The 17,672-nt window shown below is 70.5% G+C and carries 19 protein-coding genes and 1 tRNA gene; 10 read left to right on the top strand and 10 right to left on the bottom strand.

The features are described from left to right. Positions 1-4: 4 nt before the first annotated feature. The 5 genes from OG974_RS21880 (at position 5) to pknB (ending at position 7,279) form a co-directional block, all read left to right on the top strand. Positions 5-508 (top strand): FHA domain-containing protein, encoded by a 504-nt coding sequence (locus tag OG974_RS21880; RefSeq protein WP_327284344.1) that lies wholly within the window; start codon positions 5-7, stop codon positions 506-508. Between the two features lie 141 nt (positions 509-649). Further along, positions 650-2,116, top strand: a complete 1,467-nt coding sequence (locus tag OG974_RS21875) for a PP2C family serine/threonine-protein phosphatase (RefSeq protein WP_327284343.1) — start codon at positions 650-652, stop codon at positions 2,114-2,116. A 34-nt stretch (positions 2,117-2,150) separates the two neighbouring features. After that, positions 2,151-3,575: an FtsW/RodA/SpoVE family cell cycle protein gene (locus OG974_RS21870; RefSeq protein ID WP_327284342.1), complete on the top strand. Its 1,425-nt coding sequence runs from the start codon at positions 2,151-2,153 to the stop codon at positions 3,573-3,575. Next, entirely contained in the window at positions 3,572-5,041 is a 1,470-nt protein-coding gene (locus tag OG974_RS21865; protein ID WP_327284341.1) for a penicillin-binding protein 2, read from the top strand. Before OG974_RS21870 ends, OG974_RS21865 begins: the two co-directional genes overlap by 4 nt. A 213-nt stretch (positions 5,042-5,254) precedes the next feature. After that, complete coding sequence (pknB, locus tag OG974_RS21860; RefSeq protein WP_327284340.1) at positions 5,255-7,279, top strand: Stk1 family PASTA domain-containing Ser/Thr kinase; 2,025 nt, start codon at positions 5,255-5,257, stop codon at positions 7,277-7,279. 124 nt (positions 7,280-7,403) lie between these two features. On the opposite strand, the gene OG974_RS21855 is transcribed toward pknB, so the two are convergent. The 6 genes from OG974_RS21855 to OG974_RS21830 all read right to left on the bottom strand — a co-directional run bounded on the left by OG974_RS21855 (position 7,404) and on the right by OG974_RS21830 (position 11,354). Continuing rightward, positions 7,404-8,120: a class E sortase gene (locus OG974_RS21855; RefSeq protein WP_328763221.1), complete on the bottom strand. Its 717-nt coding sequence runs from the start codon at positions 8,118-8,120 to the stop codon at positions 7,404-7,406. Between the two features lie 13 nt (positions 8,121-8,133). Beyond that, positions 8,134-8,946 carry a class E sortase gene (locus OG974_RS21850; RefSeq protein ID WP_371644165.1) on the bottom strand — a complete coding sequence of 271 codons (813 nt, stop codon included), beginning with the start codon at positions 8,944-8,946 and terminating at the stop codon, positions 8,134-8,136. After that, entirely contained in the window at positions 8,943-9,581 is a 639-nt protein-coding gene (locus OG974_RS21845; RefSeq protein WP_099890575.1) for an aminodeoxychorismate/anthranilate synthase component II, read from the bottom strand. Before OG974_RS21845 ends, OG974_RS21850 begins: the two co-directional genes overlap by 4 nt. After that, positions 9,578-9,754: a hypothetical protein gene (locus tag OG974_RS21840; RefSeq protein WP_030153138.1), complete on the bottom strand. Its 177-nt coding sequence runs from the start codon at positions 9,752-9,754 to the stop codon at positions 9,578-9,580. Before OG974_RS21840 ends, OG974_RS21845 begins: the two co-directional genes overlap by 4 nt. 90 nt (positions 9,755-9,844) lie before the next feature. Then, a complete protein-coding gene (locus OG974_RS21835) occupies positions 9,845-10,594 on the bottom strand; it encodes a class E sortase (protein ID WP_327284338.1) in 750 nt (249 codons plus the stop codon). Continuing rightward, a complete protein-coding gene (locus tag OG974_RS21830; protein ID WP_327284337.1) occupies positions 10,566-11,354 on the bottom strand; it encodes a DUF881 domain-containing protein in 789 nt (262 codons plus the stop codon). Before OG974_RS21830 ends, OG974_RS21835 begins: the two co-directional genes overlap by 29 nt. 91 nt (positions 11,355-11,445) lie before the next feature. Between OG974_RS21830 and crgA the strand changes: the two genes are divergently transcribed. Further along, positions 11,446-11,700 carry a cell division protein CrgA gene (gene crgA, locus OG974_RS21825; protein WP_030857683.1) on the top strand — a complete coding sequence of 85 codons (255 nt, stop codon included), beginning with the start codon at positions 11,446-11,448 and terminating at the stop codon, positions 11,698-11,700. Positions 11,701-11,842: 142 nt separating this feature from the next. On the opposite strand, the gene OG974_RS21820 is transcribed toward crgA, so the two are convergent. Further along, a complete protein-coding gene (locus OG974_RS21820) occupies positions 11,843-12,718 on the bottom strand; it encodes a rhomboid family intramembrane serine protease (RefSeq protein WP_327284336.1) in 876 nt (291 codons plus the stop codon). Positions 12,719-12,857: 139 nt separating this feature from the next. Beyond that, on the bottom strand, positions 12,858-13,385 hold the full coding sequence (locus OG974_RS21815; RefSeq protein ID WP_327285717.1) for a peptidylprolyl isomerase: 528 nt from the start codon (positions 13,383-13,385) through the stop codon (positions 12,858-12,860). Between the two features lie 175 nt (positions 13,386-13,560). Here OG974_RS21815 and OG974_RS21810 point away from each other — a divergent pair, with 175 nt between their 5' ends. After that, positions 13,561-14,253 carry a DUF5324 family protein gene (locus OG974_RS21810; RefSeq protein ID WP_327284335.1) on the top strand — a complete coding sequence of 231 codons (693 nt, stop codon included), beginning with the start codon at positions 13,561-13,563 and terminating at the stop codon, positions 14,251-14,253. A 75-nt stretch (positions 14,254-14,328) separates the two neighbouring features. Here OG974_RS21810 and OG974_RS21805 read toward each other — a convergent pair whose 3' ends face one another. Then, a complete protein-coding gene (locus OG974_RS21805) occupies positions 14,329-14,793 on the bottom strand; it encodes a LysM peptidoglycan-binding domain-containing protein (RefSeq protein ID WP_327284334.1) in 465 nt (154 codons plus the stop codon). 124 nt (positions 14,794-14,917) lie between these two features. Between OG974_RS21805 and OG974_RS21800 the strand changes: the two genes are divergently transcribed. Further along, complete coding sequence (locus OG974_RS21800; RefSeq protein WP_327284333.1) at positions 14,918-15,442, top strand: GNAT family N-acetyltransferase; 525 nt, start codon at positions 14,918-14,920, stop codon at positions 15,440-15,442. A 72-nt stretch (positions 15,443-15,514) separates the two neighbouring features. Here OG974_RS21800 and OG974_RS21795 read toward each other — a convergent pair. Beyond that, positions 15,515-15,587: transfer RNA gene (locus OG974_RS21795), tRNA-Ala, on the bottom strand. Between the two features lie 164 nt (positions 15,588-15,751). Here OG974_RS21795 and OG974_RS21790 point away from each other — a divergent pair. Further along, complete coding sequence (locus OG974_RS21790; protein WP_030857694.1) at positions 15,752-16,300, top strand: transcriptional regulator; 549 nt, start codon at positions 15,752-15,754, stop codon at positions 16,298-16,300. A 47-nt stretch (positions 16,301-16,347) separates the two neighbouring features. Next, positions 16,348-17,646 (top strand): serine/threonine-protein kinase, encoded by a 1,299-nt coding sequence (locus OG974_RS21785; RefSeq protein WP_371644160.1) that lies wholly within the window; start codon positions 16,348-16,350, stop codon positions 17,644-17,646. The last annotated feature ends 26 nt before the right edge of the window (positions 17,647-17,672 follow it).

Below are 17,672 nucleotides of genomic sequence, written 5' to 3'. Positions count from 1 at the left end.
GGCAATGTCAGAGCTGACCCTGACGGTCATGCGGTTGGGTTTCCTGGCCGTTCTGTGGCTGTTCGTCATCGTGGCCGTCCAGGTCATCCGCAGCGACCTGTTCGGTACGCGCGTCACGCAGCGCGGCTCGCGCCGCGGCAGCGCCGCTGCCGGGGCGCCGGCGCAGCCGGGCCGCCAGGCCGCCGCGCCGCCGCAGCAGCGCCAGCGCCGCGGAGCGCCGACCAAGCTCGTCGTCTCCGAGGGCACCCTCACGGGCACCACGGTCGCCCTCGCCGGGCAGACGATCACGCTGGGCCGCGCCCATGACTCAACGATCGTGCTGGACGACGACTACGCCTCCAGCCGCCATGCCAGGATCTACCCCGACCGTGACGGCCAGTGGATCGTCGAGGATCTCGGGTCCACCAACGGCACGTATCTCGACCGGACCCGGCTGACCACCCCGACGCCCATTCCGCCGGGCGCCCCGATCCGCATCGGCAAGACCGTCATCGAGCTGCGGAAGTAGTACGAGAATGAGCGAGCGGAGCGAGCGAGCCGCGGTAGTCCGGCCCACCCGGGACACGGACCCGAGCGCGCTCCCGACCGGAGGGTGGGCAGTGTGGCTCGAGACCGGTTGTACCCGGAGGAATCGACTGGGCAGGTGCGCATGAGTCTGTCCCTGCGGTTCGCCGCCGGATCCCACAAGGGCATGATCCGCGAGGGCAACGAGGACTCCGGCTATGCCGGTCCCCGTCTCCTCGCCGTGGCCGACGGCATGGGCGGCCAGGCCGCCGGCGAGGTCGCCAGCTCCGAGGTGATCTCCTCACTCGTGCAGCTCGACGACGACGTCCCGGGCTCCGACATCCTCACCTCGCTGGCCACTGCTGTGCAGCGGGCGAACGACCAGCTGCGCGTCATGGTCGAGGAGGACGCCCAGCTCGAAGGCATGGGCACCACCCTGACCGCGCTCCTGTGGACCGGCCAGCGCCTGGGACTCGTCCACGTCGGAGACTCCCGCGCCTACCTGCTCCGCGACGGCGTCCTCACGCAGATCACCCAGGACCACACCTGGGTGCAGCGCCTCGTCGACGAGGGCCGCATCACCGAAGAAGAAGCCACCACCCACCCGCAGCGCTCCCTCCTCATGCGGGCGCTCGGCAGCGGTGACACCGTCGAGCCCGACCTCTCGATCCGCGAGGTCCGCACCGGCGACCGCTACCTCATCTGCTCCGACGGGCTGTCCGGCGTCGTCTCCCACCAGACCCTGGAAGAGACCCTCGCCGGCTACCACGGCCCCCACGAGACCGTGCAGGCCCTGATCCAGCTCGCCCTGCGCGGCGGCGGACCGGACAACATCACCTGCATCGTCGCGGACGTCCTCGACACCGACAGCGGCGACACCCTGGCCGCCCAGCTGAACGACACCCCGGTCGTCGTCGGCGCGGTCGCCGAGAACCAGCACCAGCTCTTCGACGGCGGCAACGCCATGCAGACCCCGGCGGGCCGCGCCTCCGGGCTGGGCCGCCAGGCCCCCCCGCCGGCGGGCTCGTTCGGGCCCCCCGGCAGCGGTGACGCCCCCGGCTACGGATACCCCGACCAGAGCCAGGGCAGCGGCGGCGCGTACGGCACCTTCGGCGAACCCGACCCGTACGACGACGACGCCCGCTTCGAGGACACGTACGACAACCCCCGCCGGCGCCGCGGCAAAGGGCGCAAGTGGACCACCCGCACCCTGATCCTGCTGATCGTGGCCGGTGTCGTCGGCGGCGGCCTGTACGCCGCGCACCGCTGGACCCAGACGCAGTTCTACATCGGCGTCAAGGGCGAGCACGTCGCGCTGTTCCGCGGCATCAGCCAGAACCTCGGACCGCTGGAGCTCTCCAAGGTGGAGACCGACCGGACCGACATCGAACTGAAGTACCTGCCGCCCTTCAAGCGCAAGCTCGTCGAGGCCACCATCACCGAGACCAGCCTCGACGGCGCCCGCCAGAAGATCGACGAACTCGGCGTCCAGGTCACCGCCTGCAAGAAGGACGAGGAACGCCGCGCCGCGGAAGCGCAGAACCCACCAGCACCCGGCCCCAGCCTGACTCCCTCGGAGCAGTCGCTGGTCGGCCTCTGCGGCAAGCAGTAGTAGACACCTGCGGGCACAGGGGGCCTGCCACACCATGAGCGTTGTCACCAACACGACCACCATTGGCGCCATCGAGCTGCCGAGCCGGCGGAACACCGAGCTCGTGCTGCTCGTTTTCGCCGTGGTCATCCCGATCTTCGCCTACGCCAACGTGGGCCTGTCGATCCACGGCGAGCTGCCGCCCGGCATGTTCGCGTACGGAGGCGGCCTGGCCGTGCTCGCCGGCCTCGCCCACCTCGTGGTGCGCCGCTACGCGAAGTACGCCGACCCGCTGCTCCTGCCGATCGCCACGCTGCTCAACGGACTCGGCTGCGTGCTGATCTGGCGCCTCGACCAGTCCGAGCGGCTGCAGAACCTGGCCAAGCGCAGCTTCGGGCAGTTCTCCGAGTCGGCCCCCCGCCAGATGATGTACACCGCGGTGGCCATCGCCATGTTCGCCGGTGTGCTGCTGCTGCTCAAGGACCACCGCACCCTGCAGCGCTTCACGTACATCTCCATGGCCGCCTCGCTGGTGCTGCTGATCCTGCCCGTCGTCCCGGGCCTCGGCGCCGACGTCTTCGGCGCGAAGATCTGGATCAGCGTCGCCGGTTTCTCCATCCAGCCCGGTGAGTTCGCGAAGATCGTCATCGCGATCTTCTTCGCCGGCTACCTGATGGTGAAGCGCGACGCCCTCGCGCTGGCCAGCCGCCGCTTCATGGGTCTCTACCTGCCGCGCGGCCGCGACCTCGGCCCGATCCTGATGATCTGGGCGATGAGCCTGCTCGTGCTCGTCTTCGAGAACGACCTCGGCACCTCGCTGCTCTTCTTCGGCATGTTCGTGATCATGCTGTACGTGGCCACCGAGCGCACCAGCTGGATCGTCATCGGCCTGGTCATGAGCGTGGCCGGTGCCGCCGTCGTCGGCGCGACCGCCAGCCACGTCAAGGCCCGTGTCACCGCCTGGCTCGACCCCTTCGCCTGCTACTCCAAGTCGGGCGCCTGTGAGCAGGTCGGCCAGTCGATCATGAGCTTCGGCTCGGGCGGGGTCCTCGGCACCGGCTGGGGCCAGGGCAACTCCGACCTGATCGGATTCGCCGCCAACTCCGACTTCATCTTCGCCACCGTCGGCGAGGAGCTCGGCCTGGCGGGCGTCATGGCCTTCCTCCTGCTCTACGGCCTGATCATCGAGCGCGGCGTGCGCACCGCCCTCGCGGCCCGCGACCCCTTCGGCAAGCTCTTCGCCATCGGCCTGTCCGGCGCCTTCGCGCTCCAGATCTTCGTGGTCGCCGGCGGAGTCATGGGACTCATCCCCCTGACCGGTATGACCATGCCGTTCCTCGCGTCCGGCGGCTCGTCCGTCCTCGCCAACTGGGCCCTCATCGGGATCCTCATCCGGATCAGCGACACCGCACGCCGCCCCGCCCCGGCCCCGGCACCGTCCCCCGACTCCGAAATGACCCAGGTGGTCCGCCCGTCATGAACAAGCCCCTGCGTCGCATCTCGATCTTCTGCGGGCTGCTCGTCCTCGCACTGCTGATCCGCACCAACTGGCTCCAGTACGTCCAGGCCGACGAGCTCAGCACCCGCAAGGAGAACCGCCGGGTCCAGATCGCCCAGTACGCCACCCAGCGCGGCAACATCATCGTTGCGGGCGGCCAGGCCATCACGGGCTCCGCCACCACGGACGGCAGCGACTACAAGTACAAGCGGACCTACACCGACGGCCAGCTCTGGTCGCCGGTGACGGGGTACGCCTCCCAGGCCTTCGGCTCGACCCAGCTCGAATCCCTCGAAGACAAGATCCTCACCGGCAACGACGACCGGCTGTTCTTCGACCGCACCATCGGCATGTTCACCGGCGAGAAGAAGGCCGGCGGCAACGTCGTCACCACGCTGATGCCCGACGCCCAGAAGGCCGCGTTCGAGAAGCTCGGCGACAAGACCGGTGCCGTCGCCGCGATCGACCCGCGCACCGGCGCCATCCTCGCCCTGGTCAGCACCCCCTCGTACGACCCCTCCAGCTTCGCCGGCAACGCCAAGACGGACGAGAAGGCCTGGGTCGAGCTGAAGGACAGCCCGGAGAAGAAGCTCGTCAACCGCGCCCTGCGCGAGACCTACCCGCCCGGCTCGACGTTCAAGGTCGTCACCGCCGCGGCCGCGCTGGAGCACGGCGTCGTCACCGACATCAACGCGCCGACGGACACCCCCGAGCCGTTCCTGCTGCCGACGACGCAGACCCCGATGGTCAACCACGCCAAGGGCTGCGAGAAGGCGAGCCTCAACTTCGCGCTGCAGGTGTCCTGCAACTCCGTCTTCGCCAACGTCGCCGACAAGGTGACGAAGGACAAGATGCTGGAGACGGCGCAGAAGTTCGGCTTCAACAACGACAAGATCGACACCCCGGTCCGGGCGTTCGCGAGCATCTACGACAAGAACATGAACCGGCCGAGCAACTCGCTCTCCGCGATCGGCCAGTACAACACCGCGGCCACCCCGCTCCAGATGGCGATGGTCGCCGCGGCCGTCGCCAACGACGGCAAGCTGATGAAGCCGTACATGGTCGACCAGCTCACCGCCCCCAACCTCGACGTCATCGAGAAGCACGAACCGCAGGAGATGAGCCGCCCGCTCTCCCCGGCCAACGCGCAGAAGCTCCAGCAGATGATGGTGAACGTCGTCGAGAACGAGAACGGCACCGGCGGCAAGGCCAAGATCAAGGGCGTCACCGTCGGCGGCAAGACCGGTACCGCCCAGCACGGCGAGAAGAACGCCAAGCGCCCCTACGCCTGGTTCATCTCCTACGCCAAGACCGACAAGGGCTCCCCGGTCGCCGTCGCCGTCGTCATCGAGGACAGCGACGCCGACCGCGAGGACATCAGCGGTGGCGGCCTCGCGGCGCCCGTCGCGAAGGCCGTCATGGAAGCCGTCCTGAAGAACCAGGGCTGACGGGACGACGCAAGGGCCCACAGGGGCGCAAGAGCCGAATTGGAGTGATCCACATCACTGTTACCGCCCGGATCCGAGCGTACGGTACCGGTCCTGTATCAGGCTGTGGCCACGAACCGATCACCGACGATCGGCCGGTAGCCTTTGCGCGAACAGCACACCGCCGGACCACACACGGGTGCGGTCGGGACTGACGGAGAGGGCTGCAACGTTATGGAAGAGCCGCGTCGCCTCGGCGGCCGGTACGAGCTGAGCCACGTGCTCGGCCGCGGTGGCATGGCCGAGGTCTACCTCGCCCACGACACCCGGCTCGGCCGTACCGTCGCCGTCAAGACCCTGCGTGCCGATCTCGCCCGCGACCCGTCCTTCCAGGCCCGGTTCCGGCGCGAGGCCCAGTCGGCCGCGTCGCTGAACCATCCGGCGATCGTCGCGGTCTACGACACCGGCGAGGACTACGTCGACAACATCTCCATCCCGTACATCGTGATGGAGTACGTCGACGGCTCCACCCTGCGCGAGCTCCTGCACTCCGGCCGCAAGCTGCTGCCCGAGCGCACCCTGGAAATGACCATCGGCATCCTCCAGGCGCTCGAATACTCGCACCGCGCCGGCATCGTGCACCGCGACATCAAGCCCGCCAACGTCATGCTCACCCGTACCGGCCAGGTCAAGGTCATGGACTTCGGCATCGCCCGCGCCATGGGCGACTCCGGCATGACCATGACGCAGACCGCGGCCGTCATCGGCACCGCCCAGTACCTCTCCCCGGAGCAGGCCAAGGGCGAGCAGGTCGACGCGCGCTCCGACCTCTACTCCGCGGGCTGCCTGCTGTACGAGCTGCTCAGCGTCCGGCCGCCGTTCATCGGCGACTCCCCGGTCGCCGTCGCGTACCAGCACGTACGGGAAGAGCCGCAGCCGCCGTCGAACTTCGACCCCGAGATCACGCCCGAGATGGACGCCATCGTCCTGAAGGCGCTGGTCAAGGACCCCGACTACCGCTACCAGTCCGCCGACGAGATGCGCGCCGACATCGAGGCCTGCCTCGAAGGCCAGCCCGTCGCCGCGGCGGCGGCCATGGGTGCGCCCGGCTACGGCTACCCCGACCAGGCGGGCGGCTACGGTCACCAGGGCTACGACCAGCCCACCACCGCGCTGCGCACCTCCGACGCCGGCCAGACCTCCATGCTCCCGCCGATGCCCCCGGGCGACGGCGGGTACGGGTACGGGGACCAGGGCCAGGGCGGCTACGACCAGGGCCACGGCCGCCGCCAGCAGAAGAAGAGCAGGGCCTCGACGATCCTGCTGGTGACCGCGGGCGTCCTCGTCCTGGTCGGCGCCATCCTCATCGGCCGCTCCCTCTTCAGCGGCGGCGCCGACAACCGGCCCAGCGTGCCCAAGCTCATCGGCGAGACCTTCGAGCAGGCCCAGAAGACCGGCGACAACGTCGGCCTCAAGGTCGAGAAGGAAGCCGACGAGGCCTGCGACAACCAGCCCAAGGGCAACGTCTGCTCGCAGAACCCGGCACCGGACACCAAGGTCGACAAGGGCTCCACGGTCAAGGTCAAGGTCTCCTCGGGCGCGCCGAACCTGCCGGTGCCCAACGTCCTCAACCTGAAGTTCGAGGACGCGGAGAAGGCCCTCAAGGACAAGGGCTTCGCCGTCGAGAAGAAGACCCAGGAGTCCGAGCGCGCCGCCGGCACCGTCCTGGACCAGGACCCGAAGAGCGGCACGGCCCAGAAGGGCTCGACCGTCACGCTGACCGTCGCCAAGGAGCAGGCGAAGTCGGACATGCCCGACCTCCTCGGGAAGACCCGGGAGCAGGCGGTCAAGGCACTCAACGACGCCAAGCTCAAGCTCGGCAGCACCACGGAGGTCGACTCCCCCGGTGCCCCGCCGAAGACGGTCGTCCAGCAGCAGTACCAGGCGGGCGAGCAGCTCGCCGTGGGTACGACGGTCAACATCCAGATCGCCAAGGCCGGGCAGCAGACCCAGGTCCCGCAGCTGATCACCAAGACCGTCGCCCAGGCCAAGGCGGACCTCGCGAGCCGGGGCCTGAGCCTCCAGGTCATCGCGGGTCCGACCGACGACAAGGCGATCGTCATGGTCACCGACCCGCCGGCGGGCACCCCCGTGGAAGCGGGCCGGGTCATCAACGTCCAGACCGTCGCCGGCCAGCAGGACGGCGGCAACAACGGCGGAAACGGCTTCTTCGGCGGCCTGACGGGCGGCCGGCGCTAGCCGACGGCCTCCGGGGTCCCGGAGGCACGCAAAAGCCCCTGTGGGCGGCTTCAGGGCCGCCCACAGGGGCTTTTCCACACCGGTCCGGCGTCAGTCCCGTTCAGGCGTCGCTCCGGCGCCCGCCTCAGCGCAGCTCGGCCGGGAGGGTGCGCTTCGCGTCCACCTTCTCCGTGCGCACCAGCTCGCCCCACACGACGTACCGGAACTTCGACGTGTACACCGGCGTGCAGGTCGTCAGCGTGATGAAGCGGCCGGGCGCCGTCCGGCCCGACTCCTTCGGGACCGCGGAGATCACGTCCACGTTGTACTTCGACGTCTGGCGCAGCTCGGCGAACACCTTGTAGACGTACCAGGTGTCGCGCGTCTCGAAGACGACCGCGTCGCCGTTCTGCACCTTGTCGATGTTGTGGAACTTCGCACCGTGCCCGTCCCGGTGCGCCGCCAGCGAGAAGTTCCCCGACGCCTCCCACGGCAGGGCCGCCTTCACCGGGTCCGTGTAGTACCCGGCCACGCCGTCGTTGAGGACGTCCGGTGCCGTGCCCTTCTTGACCAGGACCTCGCCGTTCTTCATCGCGGGCACGTGCAGGAAGCCGATGCCGCCCTGGGTGTCCAGGGCCCCCGGCGCCTCGGGCGCGTTCGCCCCCGGGGCGGTCTGCCACTGCCGGCGGATCTCGTCGCCGCGCGCCGACGCCTGTCGGTCCGCGAGCACGTTCGTCCACCACAGCGAGTACGCGACGAACAGGCCCAGGACCAGGCCCACGGTGATCAGGAACTCGCCCAGCAGGCTCAGGAACCCGGCGAGCAGACTGCGGCTCTGGGGCGACGGCGCGGCACGTGACACTGCTTGTTCGTCCTTACGGGCTGGTCAGCGCGGGCGGAGCACCCTGGCTGCGGGGGCGTTCGTCGACCATCCTGCCCCATACGATCATCCGGAAGGTGCTCGTGAACTCCGGGGTGCAGGTCGTCAGCGTGATGTACCGGCCCGGGGCGGTGAAGCCCGACCCCTCCGGCACGGGTTTGATCACCGATACGTTCGTCGGAGGCGTCTGCGCCAGCGTCGAGGTGATCTCGTACGTGTAGTACGCGTCCTGCGTCTCGACCACGACCGGGTCACCGGACACCAGCCGGTTGATGTAGCGGAACGGTTCGCCATGGGTGTTGCGGTGGCCCGCCAGCGCGAAGTTGCCCTGCTTGTCGGCCGGCATCGCCGTCTTCAGCGCGCCGTCCCCGTAGTGCCCGACCATCCCCTTGTCGAGCACCTTCGGCTTGCTGATCCCCTCCGCCACCGGCACCTTCACGTCCAGCTTCGGGATGTAGAGGATCGCGAAGCCCTGCCCCGGCTCGAAGGCCGAGACGGGCGGGGCGGCGGCGCCGCCCGCGCTGCGCTCCCAGTCCTGGCGCAACGATCCGGCGGCGCCGTTCGCCGTCCGCTCCGCCAGTACGTTCGTGTACCAGAGCTGGTAGGCGACGAACAGCAGCATCACCACGCCCAGCGTGATGAACAGCTCCCCGGCGAGCCGGCTCAGGACGACCACCGGGCCGCCCGACACGGGCCGCCGGCGCCGACGGCCGCCGCCCCGCCGCCGCGTGCGCTTCGCGGCCTGCTGAGCTGCCCTGCGCCGCGCGGCCCGGCCCTCCGTGGGGGCGGACGGCGCGACCGCGGTCACGCGACGGCCTTGCCCACCACCGGGGCCAGCCCCACCGAGCGCTCGACGGCCCCGGCGTCCCCGCAGCGCACCAGCCAGTTCGCGAGCATCCGGTGGCCCCACTCGGTCAGCACCGACTCGGGGTGGAACTGCACACCCTCGACGTCGTGCTCCCGGTGCCGCAGCCCCATGATGATCCCGTCCTCGGTGCGCGCGGTGACCTCCAGCACGTCCGGCAGGGTCTGCGGCTCGGCCGCGAGCGAGTGGTAGCGGGTCGCGGTGAACGGCGACGGCAGCCCGGTGAAGACGCCGAGGCCCTCGTGCACCACCGGCGAGGTCTTCCCGTGCAGCAGCTCGGGCGCCCGGTCGACGACACCGCCGTACGCCACGGCCATGGACTGCATGCCCAGGCACACGCCGAAGACCGGGACCCCGGTGTCGGCGCAGTGGCGGACCATGTCGACGCAGACGCCGGCCTGCTCCGGCGTACCCGGTCCGGGCGACAGCAGCACGCCGTCGAACCCGTCCTGTGCGTGGGCGAGTTCGACCTCGTCGTTGCGCAGCACCTCGCACTCGGCGCCGAGCTGGTACAGGTACTGGACCAGGTTGAAGACAAAGCTGTCGTAGTTGTCGACAACCAGAATGCGCGCGCTCACGGAGTGGCTCCCGATCCCTCGTCCACCGTCACGTCGTTGAACGGCAGGAGCGGCTCGGCCCACGGGAAGACGTACTGGAACAGCACGAAGACCACTCCGAGGACCAGTACGAGAGAGATCAGCGCGCGTACCCACGCGTTGCCCGGCAGATGCCGCCAGATCCAGCCGTACATGCCGTCTGCTTCCTTTTTCCGTCCACGATCGACCCACGCACCGCGGGGGCGGTACGCGAACAGACTAAAGGCAGAGGCCTGGCGGGCGGGTCAGCTCGGCAAACCCTCGGGCCGGCCCTGGGCGAGCGTCCGGGTCCGGGTCAGCTCCGCCCAGACGACCAGCCGGTGGCTGTGGCCCCACTCGGGATCGCAGGTCGTCAGCGTCAGGTACCGGCCGGGCGCGGTGAACGGCGACCCGTGCGGCACCGGGTCGACCACCGCGACGTCGGTGGGCGCGGTGCGCAGCGGCTCGCTGCGCACCGTGTACGTGTACCAGGTCGTCGCGTCCTTGAGGATCACGGCGTCGCCGGGGCGCAGCTCGGGGACGTCCTTGAAGGGGTCGCCGTACGTCCGCCGGTGGCCGGCCACCGAGAAGTTCCCGGTGGCGCCGAGGCGTGCCGTGCCGGCGTAGTGGCCGAGGCCCTTCTTGAGGAGGTCCGTGCCGGTGCCCTCCAGGACCGGCTTGTTCCAGTCCGGGCCGAAGCGCGGGATGTACATCTCGGCGAAGGCCTGCCCCGGCGGGTACGCGGCTTCCTCCCGCGCTGGCGGGGCGGTCGCCGGCTGCGGCGCGGCGGACGGGCCGCCCGAGGGCGCGGCGGGGGGCGCCGGTGCCGCGGCCCAGCGGTCGCGCATCCGGGCCATTTCCCCGTCCATGGCCCGGTCGGCCTTGACCCCGGTCCACAGCAGGACGTACGCGACGAAGAGCACGATCAGCGTGCCCGCCGTCAGGCACACCTCGCTGAACGTCCGCACCACCAGGCGCAGTACGACGTCACGGCGTACTGGTCGCGGAGGTGGCATCCAGCGGCTTCGCATAGTGGAGGTCCACTGTGCCGGAGTAGCCGGGGAGTGTCAGCTCCTTGTGCTCGTCCACCTTCCAGCCCAGCCCGTACGCCGTCACGTACAGCTGGTAGTTCTGCAGGGCCGGGGAGGAGGCGAGCGCCTTGCGCAGCGCGGCGGGGTCGCCGACCGCCGACACCTTGTAAGGGGGCGAGTAGACGCGGCCCTGGAGGATCAACGTGTTGCCGACGCAGCGCACGGCGCTGGTGGAGATCAGCCGCTGGTCCATGACCTGGATGCCCTGGGCGCCGCCCCGCCACAGGGCGTTCACCACGGCCTGGAGGTCCTGCTGGTGGATCACCAGGTCGTTGGGCTGCGGCTCGGGCACGTTGGGGATGCGGGCGGTGGCGTTCGGCGGGGCGTCGTTCAGGGTGACGGTGAGGCCCTTGCCGGACAGCGGTTCGGTGCCGGAGGCGACCCGCAGGGCGGCCAGCTTGGCGTCCTCGGCCTTGGTGCTGCCGTCGTCCCGCTCGGCGAGGCTGTCCACCCGGCCGCGGACGGCCGCGGTGCTCTGTTCGAGCAGCGCGTTGTTCTGGCTGCGCTCGTGGATCAGGTCGGAGAGCTTGAGGAGCGAGGCGTCCGTCCGGATGTTCGTACCCTTGGAGGTGTTGAAGCTGGTGACGAAGATGAGGCCCGCCAGGGCGAAAACGGCGGCCGTCAGCAGCCGGACCGCTTTGGCCCGGCGACGGGGACCCGCGGAGGAGTCGTCGGAATTGCTCAACGTACCCTTCTCCTTCAACGCCACAGGTCCACTACGCTAACGGACGCCCGGGGCAGGCAAGGTCCCCAGCGCATCGACAGGAGAGCCCCTCGTGCCGAAGTCACGTATCCGCAAGAAGGACGACTACACGCCGCCGCCGGCGAAGCAGGCGCAGCAGATCAGGCTGGGGAGCCGCGGCTGGGTCGCCCCGGTCATGCTGGCGTTCTTCCTGATCGGTCTCGCGTGGATCGTCGTCTTCTACGTGACCGAGACCCAGCTGCCGATCGAGGCCCTGGGCAACTGGAACATCGTGGTCGGATTCGGCTTCATCGCGGCGGGCTTCGGCGTGTCCACTCAGTGGAAGTAGCCGGGCCCGGATCGAGCCCCGGAAAGCACAGTCGCACCCGGTCCGACAAGCTCTCCCCATGAGTTATCCACAGCGTCATCCACACCTGAGGAAAAGACAGAAGATCTGTGGATAACTCTGTGGAGGGTTGACGCCGGTGTGATCAGGTGAGTTCGGCCGTGCGGACCAGGACCACCACCGCTGCCAGCAGGAACACCGCCGCGCAGGTCCCCCACTGGACGAGCGCGCGCTTCCTGCCGGCGGCCGGTCCCACCATGCCCAGACCCACCAGCAGGCCGGTCACCAGGCCGCCGATGTGGGCCTGCCAGGACACGGACAGGCTGCCGCCGAAGGGCACGAAGGTCAGCACCAGCATGAGCACGACCATGGTGATCACCGGCCGCATCTCGTAGCGCAGGCGGCGCACCAGGACGACGGTCGCGCCGAGCAGGCCGAAGATCGCGCCGGAGGCCCCGAGCGTCGGCGTGTTCGGCGCGGTCAGCAGGTAGACGAGGGCGCTGCCGCCCAGACCCGACAGCACGAACACGGCGAGATAGCGGACCCGGCCCAGGGCCGCCTCCAGCGGGCCGCCGATCACCCACAGGGCCAGCATGTTGCCCCCGATGTGCCACCACTCCACGTGCAGGAACACCGAGGTCAGCAGCCGGTGGTACTGGCCTGTGGAAACCCCTTCGACCGGGCCGCCGAAGTATTCGACGTACCGCCCCAGCAGCTCCAGCTGCACCACGACCGGCGGGGCGAGCAGGCCCACGAGGAAGACCGCCGCGTTGATCCCGATGAGGATCTTGGTGACGAGGTGGGGATCCGCGGCGACCGCCCCGCCCGCGACGGTGCGCGGCACGTTCGCCGCGGGGCGGTGGGCCGTACCCGAGCCGTCGCGGACGCAGTCGGGGCACTGGAAGCCGACGGAGGCGCTGATCATGCACTCGGGGCAGATGGGGCGCTCGCAGCGCGTACAGCGGATGCCCGTGTCGCGGTCCGGGTGGCGGTAGCAGCCCGGCAGACGGTCGGTGTCCATCGGTCCCCTCGATCAGCGGCGGGGCGGGACGTGCACCCCGCCGGTCCGGTATGCCCCCGTCGGTTCGTACGCATGCAGGACGGACGGGCGGGGAGGAAAGGTTCCCGGGTCCGCGCCGGGTCGGCGCCGGGCGCCCGGGTCAGCGCTTCTCGACGACGACGGACTGGATGATCACGTCGTCGAGGGGCCGCTCGGTGCGCGGGTTCGTGCGGATGCCGGCGATGTCGTCCACGATCTTCTGGCTGGCCTTGTCGGTGACCTCGCCGAAGATGGTGTGCTTGCGGGTCAGCCAGGCGGTGGGGGCCACGGTGATGAAGAACTGCGATCCGTTGGTGCCCGGCCCGGCGTTGGCCATGGCGAGCAGGTACGGCTTGGTGAAGGCCAGGTCGGGGTGGAACTCGTCCGCGAACTGGTAGCCGGGGCCGCCGGTGCCGTTGCCGAGCGGGTCGCCGCCCTGGATCATGAAGCCGCTGATGACGCGGTGGAAGACGGTGCCGTCGTACAGCGGATCGGTGGTCTTCTGGCCGTCCGTCGGCCGGGTCCACTCGCGGGCACCCGTGGCCAGCTCCACGAAGTTTCGGACCGTCTTCGGCGCGAAGTTCTCCAGCAGCTCGATCTCGATGTCGCCGTGATTGGTCTTCAGGGTGGCGTAGAGCTTCTCGGCCACGGATCTGCCTTCCATAGTCATCACTGTCGGTTCCAGATCCTCCCACGGAGGGCTGCACGGCACGGAAATCCTCCACCCGTATGCCCTGTCACGCATGCCGCTCGACGGTATGGCAGGCATGATCCGACAAAGGGTGGAAAGGTGAACTGTGTCCGCCACCGAAGAGGAGGATCCTGTGACCCGCAAGGACAGCGTGCACCTGGCCGCCGAGAGCGCCAGGGACACGGTGAAGCACGCAGCGGAAGCGGTGGCGCCGTACGCAGCGACCGCCAGGGAAGCCGCCGTGCACTACGCGACCGAGGCGAACGAGCGACTGGCGCCGAAGGTGTCGTACGCGACCGCGGAGGCGGCACGGCAGGCCCGTGCGGCGTACGACTGCCACCTGCACCCGCGGATGAAGGCGGCGCGCGCCCACGTGCCCCCGAACGTGGACCGGGCGGCGACGATGGCGGTGGAGCACACCCGACGGGCGGCGCGACAGGCGGCCGACTACACGCAGCCGAGGCTGGAGAGCGCTCTGGCGGCGGCCCAGCCGGTGGCCGAGGAGGCCGCGTCCCGGTCGACGGCGGCGCTGGCGGCGCTGCGCGGCCAGGTGTCGGCCAAGGAGGTGCAGCGGCTGGTCAGGCGCCAAGAGCGGCGGGCGCACTGCGGGCGGGCGTTCAAGGTCGTCGCGGTGGTCGGCGTACTGGCCGTCGGCGCGTACATGGCGTGGCGGTGGTGGGACCAGCAGTCGAACCCGGACTGGCTCGTCGAGCCGCCGGCCGCCACGGAGCTGTCGCGGGACGGCGAAGCGGCCAGCTTCGACGACGAACTGGCGGCCAAGGAGCGCGAGTCCCCTTCCGGTCCCACCGACGAGGACCAGCCCTGACCCGCGCGGGGCACGACACGGACGGAGGGCCCGGATCCACTGGATCCGGGCCCTCCGTCCGTCCGGCCACCGGGGCTACTGGGGGAGGGTGAGCACCTGGCCGGGGTGGATGAGCTCGGGATTGGAGCCGATGACCCCCCTGTTCATGGCGTACAGCTCGCGCCAGCGGGCCTCGTTGCCCAGCTCCCGGCGGGCGATCGCGGAGAGCGAGTCCCCCGACCGCACGGTGTAGATGCGCTTGGAGGCCGACATCGGCTTGGCCGCCGGGGCCGCGGGCACCGCCTTGTGCGCGGCGGACGTCGGCGTCGGCGTGTGCTGCGGATGGGCGGTCGGGGCGGGCCTCGGCGGCGCCGGGGCCGCCTTCGGGGGAGCCGGGGCGGGCTTGGGCGGAGCCGCGGCGGCCATCCGCTCGGCCGCGGCCTTGGTGGCCGCGACGGCGTCGGTGTACTTCGCCGCGTAGTCGGCGGACGAGGCCGTCGAGGCCTTCTCGGCGGCCTCCTGCTTCTTCTTGTCGGACTTGAGGAAGTCGAAGAGTCCCATGTCTGTACGCCTCCGGCGTGGTGTCGCCCCCTGGCTCGGTGCCTCCACCCACTGTCGGACAGCCCGGGCCGCCCGGCCCTGTGACGGGGCCAACCGGGGGACACCCGGCTGTTACTGTCCACGGATGCCCGAGCTCGTTCTCCCCTCCCCCCGCCTGCACGCCTCCTGGCTCGACGCCCGCGGGGAGTGGGGCCCCGACGCCCACATGGACGGAGCCGGACTCGGCTCGGACGACGACGTGGACAGTCCCGCCGGGTTCGCCGCCTGGACGGAGCGGCTGCGCGCGTACGGGGACCGCACGCGCGCGGTCGAGCATGGCCGCGTCCACGCCACGTACTGGTGGATCGCCGAGGGCGACACCTATCTGGGCGCGATCGACTTGCGCCACTACCTCAACGGGTTCCTCCTCGACGCCGGCGGCCACATCGGCTACGGCGTCCGGCCCTCGGCCCGTCGGCGCGGACTGGCCGGCTGGGCCCTCGGAGAGGTCCTGCACGAGGCCCGGCTGCTGGGGATGGACCGGGTCCTCCTGACGTGCGACCCCGGCAACACGGCGTCGGTACGCACGATCGAGCGCGGCGGCGGCGTCCTGGAAGACGTCCGCGACACCCTCATAGGACCCAAGCGCCGCTACTGGATCGACCTCTGACCGCACCCTCCGGCGGCATAAAAAGAGGCCCCCCGACCTGCGTTTCCGCTGGTCAGAGGACCTCTGATGCTGTGGAGCTTAGGAGATTCGAACTCCTGACATCTGCCTTGCAAAGGCAGCGCTCTACCAACTGAGCTAAAGCCCCGAAAAGACGGACGCGACCGCCGCCCGCGAAGGTGTGGCCGTTCCGCAGAACAGAGTACCGGGTGTACCCCCGCATCTCGCAAAATGATGGGGACTCCCGCGGCGCGACCACTCTCCGTAAGATGCTCGCGAGGTTCGCACCAGCGAAGTAGGGGAGTACTAAGAGTGGACGCTGTTCAGCAAGAGGCCACGGCCAGAGCCAGAGAACTTCAGCGCAGTTGGTACGGGGAGCCGCTCGGCGCTCTCTTCCGCCGGCTCATAGATGACCTCGGCTTGAACCAGGCCCGCCTCGCTGCGGTCCTCGGACTGTCGGCGCCCATGCTGTCCCAGCTGATGAGCGGCCAGCGCGCCAAGATCGGGAACCCGGCCGTGGTCCAGCGCGTCCAGGCACTCCAGGACCTCGCGGGCCAGGTGGCGGACGGAAGCGTCAGCGCTGCCGAGGCCACCGACCGGATGGACGAGATCAAGAAGACCCAGGGGGGCTCCGTCCTCAGCAACAGCGGCCAGACCACGACCGGTTCGGGCGCGCCCACCGTCAAGCGCGTGGTCCGCGAGATCCAGTCGCTGCTGCGCTCCGTCTCGGCGGCCGGCGACATCATCGACGCGGCCGACTCCCTCGCCCCCAGCCATCCCGAACTGGCCGAGTTCCTCAGGGTCTACGGCGCGGGCCGCACCGCCGACGCGGTCGCCCACTACGAGTCCCACCAGAACTGACACGGCGGACGCACGCACACGGCGGGGGACGGGGGACGGGCGCAGCGATGGGTGAGATCTTCGCCGGCCGGTACGAGCTGATCGATCCGATCGGGCGCGGGGGCGCGGGTGCCGTGTGGCGGGCCTGGGACCACCGGCGCCGCCGGTACGTCGCCGCCAAGGTCCTCCGGCAGAGCGATGCCCACACCCTGCTCCGGTTCGTCCGGGAGCAGGCCCTGCGCATCGACCACCCGCACGTACTGGCCCCGGCCAGCTGGGCGGCGGACGACGACAAGGTCCTGTTCACGATGGACCTCGTCGCCGGCGGTTCCCTCGCCCACGTGATCGGGGACTACGGGCCGCTGCCGCCCCGGTTCGTGTGCACGCTGCTCGACCAGCTCCTGTCGGGGCTGGCGGCGGTGCACGCGGAGGGCGTCGTCCACCGCGACATCAAACCGGCCAACATCCTGATGGAGGCCACCGGAAGCGGACGGCCGCACCTGCGGCTGTCCGACTTCGGCATCTCGATGCGCAAGGGCGAGCCGCGCCTCACCGAGACCGACTACGTGGTGGGCACCCCCGGCTACTTCGCCCCGGAGCAACTGCTCGCCTCCGAACCCGACTTCCCCGCGGACCTGTTCGCCGTCGGGCTGGTCGCCCTCTACCTCCTCAAGGGCAGCAAGCCCGATTCCCGCGCCCTGGTGGAGCACTTCCTCGCCCACGGCACCCCCGACGCCCCCGAAGGCGTCCCGGCGCCGCTGTGGGACGTCATCGCGAACCTCCTCCAGCCGGACCCCCACAGCCGGTTCCGGACCGCCACAGGGGCCCGCAAGGCCCTTGCCGAGGCCGTGCAGCTGCTCCCGCCGAACGCCCCGGACGAGGACCCGGTGGAGGTGTTCGACCAACTCGGCCCGCTGCCCGCCGGTTTCGGCCCCCGTGGACCGCAGACCACGGCCGCGGTGACCCCCGAGTCGCCCACTGCGGCGGGGGCCCCGGTCCAGGAGCCCGCAGCCCCGGTCGAGGGGTCCGCCACCACCGCCCCGGCCACCGCGTCCGCCACCACCCCGGCCACCGGCACCACCCCGGCCACCGCCGCCACCGCGCCGACGGGTCCGGGAGGGTTCGGGCCGCCGCCGGCGGGGGTGTTCGGTCCTTCGGAGACCGGGAGCTTCCACCTCCGGCCGCCGGAGCGCTCCGATGCCCCGGGCCCGACCGCCGCGGCCGCCACCACCGCCGTCGCCCCGGCGACCGCGGCCCCCGCACGGTCCGGGGGGATCGCCCCGCCTCCGCCGAAGGTCGCGGCCGGGATCCTCACCGCCGCGCTGCTGTGCTTCGCGGTGGGCGTCTGGGCGCTGACCCGGATCTGACCCGGCCCGCCCCGGCCGCCCCGGCC

Origin of the sequence: Streptomyces sp. NBC_00597, assembly GCF_041431095.1 — a bacterium.
Lineage (GTDB): Bacteria > Actinomycetota > Actinomycetes > Streptomycetales > Streptomycetaceae > Streptomyces.
This window is presented reverse-complemented; position numbering and strand designations above follow the sequence as displayed.

What these genes read in the sequence shown, in the direction of transcription:
- OG974_RS21785 (WP_371644160.1), top strand. Translation starts at nt 16,348, where the DNA reads ATGGGTGAGATCTTCGCCGGCCGGTACGAGCTGATCGATCCGATCGGG.
- OG974_RS21820 (WP_327284336.1), bottom strand. Translation starts at nt 12,718, where the DNA reads ATGGACACCGACCGTCTGCCGGGCTGCTACCGCCACCCGGACCGCGAC.
- OG974_RS21875 (WP_327284343.1), top strand. Translation starts at nt 650, where the DNA reads ATGAGTCTGTCCCTGCGGTTCGCCGCCGGATCCCACAAGGGCATGATC.
- OG974_RS21865 (WP_327284341.1), top strand. Translation starts at nt 3,572, where the DNA reads ATGAACAAGCCCCTGCGTCGCATCTCGATCTTCTGCGGGCTGCTCGTC.
- OG974_RS21870 (WP_327284342.1), top strand. Translation starts at nt 2,151, where the DNA reads ATGAGCGTTGTCACCAACACGACCACCATTGGCGCCATCGAGCTGCCG.
- OG974_RS21835 (WP_327284338.1), bottom strand. Translation starts at nt 10,594, where the DNA reads ATGCCACCTCCGCGACCAGTACGCCGTGACGTCGTACTGCGCCTGGTG.
- OG974_RS21880 (WP_327284344.1), top strand. Translation starts at nt 5, where the DNA reads ATGTCAGAGCTGACCCTGACGGTCATGCGGTTGGGTTTCCTGGCCGTT.
- OG974_RS21800 (WP_327284333.1), top strand. Translation starts at nt 14,918, where the DNA reads ATGCCCGAGCTCGTTCTCCCCTCCCCCCGCCTGCACGCCTCCTGGCTC.
- pknB (WP_327284340.1), top strand. Translation starts at nt 5,255, where the DNA reads ATGGAAGAGCCGCGTCGCCTCGGCGGCCGGTACGAGCTGAGCCACGTG.
- OG974_RS21805 (WP_327284334.1), bottom strand. Translation starts at nt 14,793, where the DNA reads ATGGGACTCTTCGACTTCCTCAAGTCCGACAAGAAGAAGCAGGAGGCC.
- OG974_RS21840 (WP_030153138.1), bottom strand. Translation starts at nt 9,754, where the DNA reads ATGTACGGCTGGATCTGGCGGCATCTGCCGGGCAACGCGTGGGTACGC.